This is a genomic window from Streptomyces sp. NPDC005752 (genome assembly GCF_040630715.1).
Taxonomy (GTDB): domain Bacteria; phylum Actinomycetota; class Actinomycetes; order Streptomycetales; family Streptomycetaceae; genus Streptomyces.
Genome location: NZ_JBEXYB010000035.1, coordinates 36,825 through 49,395, shown reverse-complemented (window position 1 = coordinate 49,395; position 12,571 = coordinate 36,825). Strand labels below are relative to the sequence as shown.

Sequence of the window (12,571 nt, the reverse complement as noted above, 5' to 3'; positions counted from 1 at the left end):
GATGCCCTCGCAGGGTCGCCGGAAACGCCTCGGGGCCCGCACGACAGCGAAGTGTCGTGCGGGCCCCGAGGAGCGTTCAGTCGGTCAGCCGGACTCAGCCGTTGCGCTTCCAGCGCGGCTTGTCGTCACGACGGCCGAAGGTGCCGGTGCTGGTACCCGTGCCGGTGCCACCGCGGTGGTCGTCACGGCGGCCGGTCGGGCGGTCGCTGCCGCCGGAGCGGAAGCCGCCCGAGGGACGGTCGTCACGACGGTCGCGGTTGAACGGACGGTCGCTGCCGCCGGAGCGGAAGCCACCGGAGGGGCGGTCGTCACGACGCTCGCGGTTGAACGACGGACGGTCGTTGTCACGACGCTCGAACGAACGGCCACCACGGTCGCCGCCGCGGTCGTCACGACGCTCGCCACCACCGGAGCGGAAGCCACCGGACGGACGGTCGTCACGACGGTCGCCGCCGGAGCGGAAGCCGCCCGAGGGGCGGTCGTCACGACGCTCGCGGTTGAACGACGGACGGTCGTTGTCACGACGCTCGAACGAACGGCCACCACGGTCGCCGCCGCGGTCGTCACGACGCTCGCCACCACCGGAGCGGAAGCCACCGGACGGACGGTCGCTGCTGCCACGGAACGACGGACGGTCGTTGCTGCCGCGGTAGCCGCTGCCGCCGGCGGGGCGGCCACTGCGCTCGCCGGTACGGTCGTTGCCGCCGCGGTAACCGCCACGGTCGTTGCCACCGCGGTCGTCACGGCGGCTGAAGTTGCCCCGGTCGTCACGTGCGGCCGGCTGCTCGGGGACGGACACGGCTGCGACGAGCGCGGCCTCGGCCTCGGCGGCCACCTCGGCCACCGCCGCCTCCGGGTCGTCGCCCCGCTCGCGGGCGGCACGGGCGACCAGACGGTCGGCCTCCTCGCGCAGCTCGACGGCACGGCGCTGGACGCGCTCCAGCTGCTTGGTGAGGTCGGCGGCCTCGCGCTCGGCCTGCTTGGCCGCGTTGTTCGCCGAGTCGGCCTGGACCTCGGTCAGCGAACGGGCACCGGTGATCTCGGCGACCTCGGGCTCGAAGACGCCCGCGCCCTGCACGATGTGGCGCGAGGCGTCGACGCCCGCGTCCTCCATGAGGCGGAAGATCTGGCGACGCTGGTGCGGAAGCGCCAGCGACACGACGACACCGGACTTGCCGGCGCGGGCGGTACGGCCCGAGCGGTGCAGGTAGTCCTTGTGGTCGCCGGCCGGGTCCACGTTGAGGACGAGGTCGATGCCGTCGACGTGGATGCCGCGGGCGGCGACGTCGGTGGCGACGAGGGCGTTGACGTAGCCCTTCTTGAAGTCCTCGAGGACGCGGGTACGGGCCCCCTGCGTCATGCCGCCGTGCAGAGCGTCGGCCTTCACGCCGGACTCGATGAGCTGCTCGGCGATGCGGTCGGCGCCCAGCTGGGTGCGGACGAAGATGATCGTGCGGCCCTTGCGGGCGGCGATCGCAGCCGTGACGGGCGCCTTGTCCTTCGGCTTCACGACGAGGACGTGGTGCGACATGGTCGAGACGTTGCCCTGGGCGCTGTCGACCTCGTGGGTGACCGGGTTGGTCAGGTAGCGCTTGACGAGCGTGCCGATCTCGTTCTCCATGGTGGCGGAGAAGAGCATGCGCTGGCCGCCGCCGGGGATCTGGTCGAGCAGCTCGGTGACCTCGGGCAGGAAGCCCAGGTCCGACATCTGGTCGGCCTCGTCGAGAACCGCGACCTGGACGTTGGCCAGGGAGCAGGCGCCACGGTTGATGATGTCGCGCAGTCGGCCCGGGGTGGCGACGAGGACGTCGACACCGCGCTCCAGCGCGTAGATCTGGTTGCCCATCGACGTACCGCCGCAGACGACCTTCATCTTCAGGCCGAGCACGTCGCCGTAGGGCTGCAGCGCGTCCGCGACCTGCATCGCGAGCTCACGGGTCGGCGTGAGGATGATCGCGCGGGGCTTCTTCTTCTCGGTGTGCCCACCGGCCAGCGCGGCCAGGGTCGGCAGACCGAAGGAGAGCGTCTTGCCCGAGCCGGTACGGCCACGGCCGAGGATGTCCTTGCCGGCCAGGGCGTCCGGGATGGTCGCGGCCTGGATCGGGAAGGGAGCCGTCACACCGTTCTGCGCGAGCTTGCGGACGATGCCCTCGGGCAGCCCGAGCGAGGCGAACGTGATGCTGGGCTCGGCGTCCTCGGCGGTCTCCTCGGAGACGGCCTCCTCGGAGACGGCCTCCTCGGCGACCTCCGCGACGGAGATCTCCTCGACGGGGCTCTCGGCGACCGGGGTCTCCGCGGCGGGTGTCTCGTCGGCTGCCTCGGGAGCCTGGGCCACCACGGCCTCGGCGGCCTGGACCACGTCGCTGTTCTCGACGTCGTTCTCGGGCATGACGGTGTGGTCAGAACTGGAAATTGACATGCGAAATGCGAAACCTTCCGGAGTCTCGGCACGCGCCCGTAACTCCGTGTTTTCGCAATTTCGACCGCCTCAATGCGGTCCAGCCACGGCAAGGGAGAGTACGCGCCACACGGCGCTCTTCTGTGTCGGCGCCGGGCATAGGATCAAACGATCTACTACCATACGCACCCTCCCCCCATTCGCGCAAACCGGGGTCGGCCACGACCGACTCACACCGGCGCGACCTGCGGTGACGCCCGGGGGGTGGGCCGCCTCCCGGCGCGTTCCGGGACGCCCGTCGCGTGCGTACGCAACTGGGCCGCAGGCGACGCGGAGGGCGGATCCGACGGCGGCAAGGGTTCCGGATCGGGCGAGGGCGGGGGCTCCTCGGGGGTGACCGGCGGAGCCGGCGGCTCACCCGGACCGGGGGCACTCGGCTCCGCGGTGGGCAGTGGACCACCCCGGGTCGGTTCCGGGCTGCCGGGACCGCCGGGCACCGGCCGGGTGCCCTCGGGACCCGCCGAGGGGGCACGGCCGGAGGACTTGGCGTCCGGCTCGCGGGAGGCGCCCCGGTCGGTCTGCGTCTCGGCACGGCCACCGCCGCCGGAGCCTGATCCGCCGGTTCCGGACACGGTGCCACCGTCCGGCATGACCGCTGTGCCCTTCCGGTCGGCCGACCTCGAGGGCGAGGGCTCCCCGGCGTCGTCTCCGACGCTCACACAGCCTGTGGACGCGGCGATCGTCAGCGCGGTGACGGCGGCCCGGCGGACGCGGGCGGACAACTGGCGCACGGGGTGGCACCTCCGGGGAGGGGAGAGACAGCGGGACGGGAGAGCGATGTGTCCAACTCCCCTGCCCCCACCGGGGACACGCCCGGACACAACACCCGCACACGCGCCGCCCGACGGGACGCCACCGCACGGAGCCTCAGAAGCCCCCCGCCAGCTCCGCCCCCAGGAACACCGCCCCGAGCCCCACCAGCAGGGACGCCAGCACATTGGCCCCCGCCAGGAAGCCCCGGCCCGTCTCGGCCAGCCGCAGGGTCTCGTACGAGAACGTCGAGTACGTCGTCAGCGCCCCGCACAGGCCCGTACCGAGAAGGGCGTGGACGGGGGAGGACATCGTGGCTCCTGTGAGCACCCCGAGCAGCAGGCTGCCCGCCGCGTTGACCGTGAAGGTCCCCCACGGGAAGACGTAAGGGAGCCCAGCGCCGTGCCGGGCCTGCACCGCACGGTCCGTCAGATAGCGCAGCGGCGCCCCGACGGCGCCCCCGAGCGCGACCAGCAGCCAGGTCACGACGTCCGCCCCCGCCCGTCCAGCAGGGCCCGGGTGGACACGGCCGCCGCCCACACGGCGCCGAGCGCCGCGACGGCCGTCGCGGCCGCGTAGGCGACGGCCGTCGCCACCTCCTGACGCACCAGCAGCTTCGACACGTCGGCGGCGTACGTCGAGAACGTGGTGAACCCGCCGAGCACCCCGACCCCCAGGAACGGGCGCACCAGCGGATGCGCGGCCCCGTCCCGTTCCGCGAGCAGCACCATCAGCACCCCGATCAGGGCACAGCCCGTCACATTGACCCCGAAGACGGACCAGGGGAAGGCCCCCTCGGCGGCCGGCCAGGCCAAGGACGCCGCGTACCGCGCCGTGGCCCCCAGGGCGCCGCCCGCGGCGATCACCCCCAGGACCCGCCACCGGCCCGAGCCCGCGGTCTCGGCGCGCTGCGCCGGTACGGAGAGATCGACGTCCGGGTCGACGGCGGGCCGGGCCGGCCAGGGCTCCTGGGTGCTCACCCGTACCCCAGCTCGTGCAGCCGCTCGTCGTCGATGCCGAAGTGGTGGGCGATCTCGTGGACCACGGTGATCTCCGTCTCGGCGACCACGTCCTCACGGGTCTCGCACATCCGGAGCGTCGGCCCCCGGTAGATGGTGATCCGGTCCGGCAGCACCCCCGCGTACCACTCGCCGCGCTCGGTGAGCGGCGTGCCCTCGTAGAGGCCCAGCAGCTCCCTGTCCTCCGGATCCTCGGGCTCCTCCTCCACGAACACCGCGACGTTGTCCATCAGCCGCATCAGTTCCGGCGGGACCCGGTCAAGGGCCAGGCTCACCAGCTCTTCGAACTCCTCGCGCGTCATCTCCAGCACACGGCCATTGTCACGTACCGGGGAGCGCGACGGGCGGGGAGCGGGCGCCCGGGCGCACTCCCCGCGGCCACCCGCCCGGCCCACACGTCCGTGACCCGTCCGCATGCCCGGCACCCGATCGGGGCATACGGGCCCAATGGCACGCCCGTTCCACGCCGCAGCAGCCCGTGTCCGCCGCCTCCGCCCGAGCGCCACCGCCCCCGCCGGCGGGATCGCCCCCGCCACGCACCCCTGGAAACGCGCGCTCGGCCTGCTCGCCGTGGTCGTGCTGGGAGCCTGGCTCGGCCTGCTGGTCGTCGGCAGCGTGCGCACGCCGGTGGGCCCCATGGACACCACCATGACCCTGCGGCCGTCGGTGAGCGGCGGCACCAAGATCAACGTGTCACCGCTCGGAGCGCTGGAGCTGGACTCCCACCGTGCACCGGTCCGCCTGGACGTGGACGTGGACCAACTGGACCCGGAGCGCTCGCAGGCCCTGGTCAAGCACCCCGAGCGCCTCTCCGGCCTGCAGGAGGAGGTCACCGCCGACGTCGCCTCCGGCACCCGGGAGCTCGCCGTCCGTTCCTGCGTGGCCGTGGTCTCCGGCGCCACCGCGCTCGGCCTCGTCGTCTACCGGCGCCCGCGCCGCGCCCTGGCCGCCGGAGGCCTCGCCCTGGCACTGCTGGCCGCCTCGGGCGTCAGCGCGTACGCGACGTGGAACCCGAAGTCCGTCCTGGAGCCGAAATTCTCCGGGCTGCTCTCCAGCGCCCCGTCGGTCGTCGGCGACGCCCGCTCGATCGTCACCGAGTTCGACGTCTACCAGCAGGAACTGGCCCGACTCGTCACCAACGTCACCAAGTTGTACGACGCCACGTCCACGCTGCCCGTGTACCAGCCGGACCCGGGAACCATCCGGGTCCTGCACGTCTCGGACATCCATCTCAACCCCGCCGCCTGGCACATCATCAGCTCACTGGTCGAGCAGTACGAGATCGACGTGATCATCGACTCGGGCGACACGATGGACCACGGCACCGCCGCGGAGAACGGATTCCTGGACCCCGTCCGCGATCTCGGGGCGCCCTATGTGTGGGTCAGGGGCAACCACGACTCGAAGCAGACCCAGGCCCATCTGGAGAAGACGAAGAACGTGCACGTCCTCGACGAGGGCGACGCGGTGGACGTGGCCGGGCTGAGGATCGCCGGCACCGGGGACCCCCAGTTCACCCCGGACCGCTCGCGCCCCACCGGCGGCAAGGCCTCCGAGCAGCTCGCGGGGACGCGCCTCGCCTCGGCACTGCGCGACCAGGAGCGGGCGGGAACCCCGGTGGACATCGCGGTGGCGCACGACCCGGACGCGGCACGGAAGACCGACGGAACGGTTCCGCTGGTCCTGGCGGGTCATGTGCACCACCGGGTGAACGAACTGCTGCCGCTGGGTACACGGCTGAAGGTCGAGGGCTCCACGGGCGGCGGCGGACTGCGCGCCGTGCAGAACCAGAAGCCCGAGAAGGTGCGCGCCTCGGTCCTCTACCTGGACCGGCCCACCCGGCACCTGCAGGCCTGGGACGAGATCACCCTCGGCGGTCTCGGCCTCACGACGGCCGAGGTCAGCCGCCATCTGCCGGAGGAAAACAAACCCGCGGCGTCCCCCTCGCCCAATCGGTTTGGCTGACACCGAAACGCCGTAGTAGAGTCTGCGTCGTGCCCAAGGGCGCCGGTCATGGCTTGACCGTTCCTCTACCACCAGTGGTAGAGGAAGAAGCGGAACCTCTTGAGGGGAAGCGGAGTCACATGCTTCTCACGTCCCCCTGGGGCGACAGACGCAGAAGCAGCAACAGTAGCTGTTTTGCCCTCATCGTCTAGTGGCCCAGGACGCCGCCCTTTCAAGGCGGTAGCACGGGTTCGAATCCCGTTGGGGGCACGCACCACCCTGTGCGACACTTAGTCGCACAACAGCTTGGTCCTGTGGAGCAGTTTGGAGTGCTCGCCACCCTGTCAAGGTGGAGGCCGCGGGTTCAAATCCCGTCAGGACCGCTGCAGCCCGTATGAGCTGCGTGGCTGGGTAGCTCAGTTGGTACGAGCGATCGCCTGAAAAGCGATAGGTCGCCGGTTCGATCCCGGCCCCAGCCACCACCCGAAAGCCCCGTCCCCGGACGGGGCTTTCGCCGTTGGGGCCACCGCCCGTCAGCCGTCCCGCCGGCGCCGCACCGCCTGCACGGCCAGCCCGAGCAGCACCACCGCCACCAGCGCTGTCAGCGCCGCCGCGTCCGGCACCCTTTCGCCGAGCCGCCGGGCCCACTGCTCGACGGCGAACGAGTCCTCCACGCCCAGGAGTCCGGGCAGCGCGGTCGCCCCGTCGTACACGAGGAAGAGCACTCCCAGCCCGATGAAGAAGAGCCCGGAGAGCAGCGAGGTGCTGTGCAGCTCGAAGCGGCCGGCGCGCAGCGGCCTGCCGCGCAGCCAGGCCCGGTGGCCGAGGTCGAAGCGCTCCCAGAGCACGGCGAGCACGAACAGCGGGACGGCCATGCCCAGCGCGTAGACGGCCAGCAGCACTCCGCCGTAGACGGGGCTGCCACTGACGGCGGCCACCGTGAGGACGCTGCCGAGGATCGGGCCGGCGCAGAAGCCCGCCAGCCCGTAGACCGCGCCCAGGGCGTAGACGGAGAGGGCGGTCGTGGGGCGGATACGGCCGCTGAGGGCGGCGATCCGGCGGGAGACGAAGCCCAGTCCCACGATCTGTGCGAGGCCGAGCCCGATGATCAGCCAGCCCGCACCGAGGACGAGCGCGTCACGGTGCCCGTAGAAGAGCCGGCCGGCGTAGGAGCCCGCGGCTCCGAGCGGGACGAGGGTCGTGGCGAGACCGGCGTAGAAGATGCCCGTGCGCGCCAGGAGCCGTGAGGCGGAGTCGACCGAGTACGCGAAGAAGGCGGGGAGCAGCAACGCACTGCACGGGCTGACGAGGGCCAGCAGCCCACCGAGCAGGGCGGCGAAGTAGCCGATGTCCGGGGTCACTCGGCGGGTTTCCCGGCGCTTTTGACATTCGCTTCCTCCGCCGCCGCGGCCTCGATGGCCTGGGTGAACACGGCCATGGGCTGGGCTCCGGCCAGGGGACGGCCGTTGATGAGGAAGGACGGGGTGGACGTGGCCCCGATCCCGTAGGCCTGTTCCCGGTCCTCGCGGACCGCTTCGCTCGCCGCCGCGCTCTCCGTGTCCCGCGCGAAGCGGTCGAGATCCTTCACGCCGGCCTGCCGGGCGAGGGCCCTGAGGCGGTCCTTGCCGAAGCCCTTCTCCTTGGCGTCCTTCGCGTAGGCGGCCCGGTGGAAGGGCCAGAAGCGGTCCTGCCGTCCTGCCGCCCAGGAGGCGCGGGCAGCTGCCTCGGACGTCTCGCCGAAGATCGGGAAGTTGCGCCACTCGATGCGCAGGGTGCCGTCGGCGACGTACCTCCTGATCAGTTCGGGTTCGGTGTCCCGGGCGAACTTCCCGCAGTATCCGCACTGGAAGTCGGCGTATTCGATGAGGACGACGGGGGCGTCGGTGCGGCCCTGCGCCAGCTTGTCGCCGGCGTCACGGCGGGCGAGTTCCGCCAGCTCCCTGTAGACGTCGGAGTCCGCTCCGGCGGTCGTGGCGGAGGCCGGTGTGCCGGATCCGTCTCCGTCCGGGGCGGTCGCCCGGTAGGAGACGAATCCGAGCAGCCCGGCGGCGAGAGCGACGACGAGGCCGAGAAGCACCGGCTTCCTCGCGGAGGACGGCTTCTTCGCGAACGGCGACGGGCGAGGGGGCGGGGGCATTCGGCGCTCCGTGCGAGTGCGGGGACGAGCGGGATCCGCGGGAGTACGAGCGGGATCCGCCGTGTACGGGCAACGGGTCATCAGTTGCCCGGAATGGTACGTGCTGTGACCGCTCGTTCCCGCTCGGTCACCGGGGCGGCCGCCGAGGCACCCGGGGAGCGGGTGTGACGCGGCCCGGACGAAATAGGTTCGCCACTCCTCACGCCCGGGTGAGATCCTGGGGTCCGTATGTCTACTTCCTTCGCCGATCTCCAGTCCCAGCTCGGGCAGCTCTCGCTCCGCGACGCGCACCGGCTCGGCCGTCGTCTCGAGGGTGCCCGCCGCATCCGCAAGCCCGAGGCCCGCCAGTCCGTGCTGGACGAGATCTCCGCCGAGGCCGGAAAGGCATCCGAACGGCTCGCGGGACGCGCCGCGCGGATGCCCGCCCTCTCGTACCCGGAGCAGCTTCCGGTCAGCCAGAAGAAGGACGAGATCCTGGAGGCGATACGCGACCACCAGGTCGTGATCGTCGCCGGTGAGACCGGCTCGGGCAAGACCACACAGATCCCGAAGATCTGTATGGAGCTGGGTCGTGGCGTCCGGGGCATGATCGGGCACACCCAGCCCCGCCGGATCGCGGCCCGCACCGTCGCGGAGCGCGTCGCGGACGAGCTGAGGACCCCGCTCGGCGAAGCCGTCGGCTGGAAGGTGCGCTTCACCGACCAGGTGAACCCGGACGCGACCTTCGTGAAGCTGATGACGGACGGCATCCTGCTGGCAGAGATCCAGACGGACCGCGAGCTCCTCGCCTACGACACGATCATCATCGACGAGGCCCACGAGCGGTCGCTGAACATCGACTTCCTGCTGGGCTACCTGGCCAGGCTCCTGCCCAAGCGCCCCGACCTGAAGATCGTCATCACCTCGGCGACCATCGACCCGGAGCGCTTCGCCCAGCACTTCGGCGAGGCGCCCGTCGTGGAGGTCAGCGGGCGTACGTATCCGGTGGAGGTCCGCTACCGTCCGCTCCTCGAGGAGGGCGGCGACGACTCCGACCGGGATCAGATCACCGCGATCTGCGACGCGGTGGACGAGCTGGACCACGAGGCCCCGGGCGACGTCCTGGTCTTCCTCTCCGGGGAGCGGGAGATCCGCGACACGGCGGACGCCCTGAACAAGCGCAACCTCAGACACACCGAGGTGCTCCCCCTCTACGCGCGCCTCTCGCACGCCGAGCAGCACCGCGTGTTCCAGCGTCACACCGGACGCCGCATCGTCCTCGCCACGAACGTCGCCGAGACCTCGCTGACCGTCCCCGGCATCAAGTACGTCATCGACCCGGGCAACGCACGCATCTCCCGCTACAGCCACCGCACCAAGGTCCAGCGGCTGCCGATCGAGCGGGTCTCGCAGGCCAGCGCCAACCAGCGCAAGGGCCGCTGCGGCCGTACGTCGGACGGCATCTGCATCCGGCTGTACTCCGAGGACGACTTCCTGACCCGCCCCGAGTTCACCGACCCGGAGATCCTGCGGACCAACCTCGCCTCCGTCATCCTCCAGATGACCGCGGCCGGCCTCGGCGACATCGAGAAGTTCCCCTTCATCGACCCGCCGGACCACCGCAACATCCGCGACGGCGTCCAACTGCTCCAGGAGCTCGGCGCCCTCGACCCGGCGGAGAAGGACCCGAAGAAGCGCCTCACCCCGCTGGGCCGCAAGCTCTCCCAGCTGCCCGTCGACCCGCGCCTGGCCCGCATGGTCATCGAGGCCGAACGCAACGGCTGCGCCCGCGAGGTCATGGTCATCGCGGCGGCACTCTCCATCCAGGACCCGCGCGAGCGGCCCTCGGAGAAGCAGACGCAGGCCGACCAGAACCACGCCCGCTTCAAGGACGAGACGTCGGACTTCCTGGCGTTCCTGAACCTGTGGCGCTACATCCGGGAGCAGCAGAAGGAGCGCGGCTCCTCCAGCTTCCGCCGGATGTGCAAGCAGGAGTACCTCAACTTCCTGCGGATCCGCGAGTGGCAGGACATCTACGCGCAGCTGCGCAGCGTCGCCAAGCAGATGGGCATCGAGGTCAAGGACACCGATGCTCCCGAGCAGTCGGTTCACACCTCCCTGCTCGCCGGGCTCCTGTCGCACATCGGTCTGAAGGACACCGAGAAGAACGAGTACGTGGGCGCCCGCAGCGCCAAGTTCGCGATCTTCCCGGGCTCCGCGCTGTTCAAGAAGCAGCCGCGCTTCGTGATGTCGGCCGAGCTGGTCGAGACGTCCCGCCTGTGGGCGCGGGTCAACGCGAAGGTCGAGCCGGAGTGGATCGAGCCACTCGCCCAGCACCTCCTGAAGCGCACCTACAGCGAGCCGCACTGGGAGAAGGACCAGGCCGCGGTGATGGCCTACGAACGGGTCACGCTCTACGGGGTACCCATCGTCGCCCAGCGCAAGATCAATTTCGGCCGCATCGACCAGGAGGCGTCCCGCGATCTGTTCATCCGCAACGCCCTGGTCGAGGGGGACTGGCGCACACACCACCAGTTCTTCAACGACAACCGCAAACTGCTGGGCGAGGTCGAGGAGTTGGAGCACCGTGCCCGACGCCGCGACATCCTCGTGGACGACGAGACGCTCTTCGACTTCTACGATCAGCGGATCCCCGAGCACATCGTCTCCGGCGCCCATTTCGACTCCTGGTGGAAGCACAAGCGCCGCGACGAGCCGGACGCGCTCGACTTCGAACGCTCGATGCTCATCAACGAGAAGGCCGGGGCCGTCACCAAGGACGACTACCCGGACTCGTGGCGGCAGGGGAAGCTCAAATTCCGGGTGACCTACCAGTTCGAGCCCGGAGCGGACGCCGACGGTGTCACCGTCCACATCCCGCTCCAGGTGCTCAACCAGGTCACCTCGGAGGGCTTCGACTGGCAGATCCCGGGACTCCGCGAAGAGGTGGTCACCGAGCTCATCCGATCGCTGCCGAAGCCCATCCGCCGGCACTACGTCCCGGCCCCGGACTACGCCACCAAGTTCCTGGACCGGGCTGTCCCGCTCCAGGAGCCGCTGCCCCTGACGCTCGCCCGCGAGCTCCAGCGCATGGTCGGCGTCCCGGTCACGGCGGACGACTTCGACCAGTCGCGGATCGCCGACCATCTGAAGATCACCTTCCGGATCACCGACGAACGGCGCCGCAAGGTCGCGGAGGACAAGGACCTGGAGGCGCTGAAGCTACAACTGCGCCCGAAGGCCCGTCAGGCCCTCTCCAAGGCCGCGGCGGCCACCGCGGGCCCCTCGGGTGAGTCCATCGAGCGTTCGGGCCTCACGGACTGGACGATCGGCACCCTCGACCGGATCTTCGAGACCCGGAGGGCCGGGCAGCCGGTGAAGGCCTACCCGGCCCTCGTCGACCAGGGCGCGACCGTCGCCGTACGGCTCTTCGACACGGAGGCCGAACAGCAGCAGGCGATGTGGCGGGGGACCCGGCGGCTGATCCTGCTGAACATCCCGGTGAACCCGGCCAAGTTCGCCTCGGACAAGCTCACCAACCAGCAGAAGCTCGCGCTGTCCCGCAATCCGCACGGCTCCATCCAGGCGCTGTTCGACGACTGCGCGACGGCCGCGGCCGACCGCCTCATCGCCGCACACGGGGGCCCCGCGTGGGACGAGGCGTCGTTCCGGAAGCTGTACGACAAGGTCCGCGCCGACCTCGTGGACCTCACCGTGCGCACGATTGGCCAGGTTCAGCAGATCCTGGCCGCCTGGCAGGCCTGCGAGCGACGGCTGAAGTCGACGAACAGCCTGGTCCTGATCAACAACGTGACGGACGTACGGGACCACCTGGCCCGCCTCGTGCCGTCGGGGTTCGTCACCGCGACCGGGCTGCGCAGGCTGCCCGACCTGATGCGCTACCTGGTCGCCGAGGACCGCCGGCTCCAGCAGATGCCGACGAACGTCCAGCGCGACACCACGCGCATGGAGAAGGTCCACGAGATGCAGGACGAGTACGCCTGGCTGCTCGAACAGCTCCCCCAGGGGCGGCCCGTGCCCCAGGAGGTCCTGGACATCAGCTGGATGATCGAGGAGCTGCGCGTGAGCTACTTCGCGCACGCGCTCGGCACCGCCCAGCCCGTCTCGGACAAGCGGATCGTGAAGGCCATCGACGCAGCAGCTCCCTGAACCCGCCCCGCACGGCGCCGTAATGGCACCCGCACGGTGAGTGAGTTCGACCTGGCACTCGGACCTCCTGTACAGTCTGTCTTCGCAGCAGGCCGCAAGGCAGGCAGCGAAAAC

9 protein-coding genes and 3 tRNA genes are annotated in these 12,571 nt (G+C 70.8%); 5 read left to right on the top strand and 7 right to left on the bottom strand.

The features are described 5' to 3' along the window. Positions 1–94: 94 nt before the first annotated feature. The 5 genes from ABZ441_RS26320 to ABZ441_RS26300 form a co-directional block, all read right to left on the bottom strand. Positions 95–2,389, bottom strand: coding sequence for a DEAD/DEAH box helicase (locus tag ABZ441_RS26320; RefSeq protein WP_358978515.1), 2,295 nt, complete (start codon positions 2,387–2,389; stop codon positions 95–97). A 239-nt stretch (positions 2,390–2,628) separates the two neighbouring features. Then, positions 2,629–3,189: a hypothetical protein gene (locus tag ABZ441_RS26315; protein ID WP_358978513.1), complete on the bottom strand. Its 561-nt coding sequence runs from the start codon at positions 3,187–3,189 to the stop codon at positions 2,629–2,631. Positions 3,190–3,325: 136 nt separating this feature from the next. Then, positions 3,326–3,694: a CrcB family protein gene (locus tag ABZ441_RS26310; protein WP_358978511.1), complete on the bottom strand. Its 369-nt coding sequence runs from the start codon at positions 3,692–3,694 to the stop codon at positions 3,326–3,328. After that, positions 3,691–4,188, bottom strand: a complete 498-nt coding sequence (locus ABZ441_RS26305; RefSeq protein ID WP_358978509.1) for a CrcB family protein — start codon at positions 4,186–4,188, stop codon at positions 3,691–3,693. Before ABZ441_RS26305 ends, ABZ441_RS26310 begins: the two co-directional genes overlap by 4 nt. Continuing rightward, complete coding sequence (locus ABZ441_RS26300; RefSeq protein WP_015578045.1) at positions 4,185–4,538, bottom strand: metallopeptidase family protein; 354 nt, start codon at positions 4,536–4,538, stop codon at positions 4,185–4,187. The genes ABZ441_RS26305 and ABZ441_RS26300 overlap by 4 nt, the downstream gene beginning before the upstream one ends. Before the next feature lie 136 nt (positions 4,539–4,674). Here ABZ441_RS26300 and ABZ441_RS26295 point away from each other — a divergent pair, with 136 nt between their 5' ends. From ABZ441_RS26295 to ABZ441_RS26280, 4 genes are all read left to right on the top strand, one after another. Then, on the top strand, positions 4,675–6,192 hold the full coding sequence (locus tag ABZ441_RS26295) for a metallophosphoesterase (RefSeq protein ID WP_358978506.1): 1,518 nt from the start codon (positions 4,675–4,677) through the stop codon (positions 6,190–6,192). 176 nt (positions 6,193–6,368) lie between these two features. After that, positions 6,369–6,441: transfer RNA gene (locus ABZ441_RS26290), tRNA-Glu, on the top strand. Between the two features lie 38 nt (positions 6,442–6,479). Beyond that, positions 6,480–6,554 (top strand) — tRNA-Asp (locus ABZ441_RS26285). Between the two features lie 22 nt (positions 6,555–6,576). Next, positions 6,577–6,653 (top strand) — tRNA-Phe (locus ABZ441_RS26280). A gap of 51 nt (positions 6,654–6,704) precedes the next feature. Here the strand turns inward: ABZ441_RS26280 and ABZ441_RS26275 are convergent. Then, on the bottom strand, positions 6,705–7,532 hold the full coding sequence (locus tag ABZ441_RS26275) for a cytochrome c biogenesis CcdA family protein (RefSeq protein ID WP_358978504.1): 828 nt from the start codon (positions 7,530–7,532) through the stop codon (positions 6,705–6,707). Next, positions 7,529–8,308 carry a thioredoxin domain-containing protein gene (locus ABZ441_RS26270; protein ID WP_358978502.1) on the bottom strand — a complete coding sequence of 260 codons (780 nt, stop codon included), beginning with the start codon at positions 8,306–8,308 and terminating at the stop codon, positions 7,529–7,531. Before ABZ441_RS26270 ends, ABZ441_RS26275 begins: the two co-directional genes overlap by 4 nt. Positions 8,309–8,536: 228 nt before the next feature. Here ABZ441_RS26270 and hrpA point away from each other — a divergent pair, with 228 nt between their 5' ends. Further along, positions 8,537–12,457 (top strand): ATP-dependent RNA helicase HrpA, encoded by a 3,921-nt coding sequence (hrpA, locus tag ABZ441_RS26265; protein WP_358978500.1) that lies wholly within the window; start codon positions 8,537–8,539, stop codon positions 12,455–12,457. Positions 12,458–12,571: the final 114 nt, after the last annotated feature.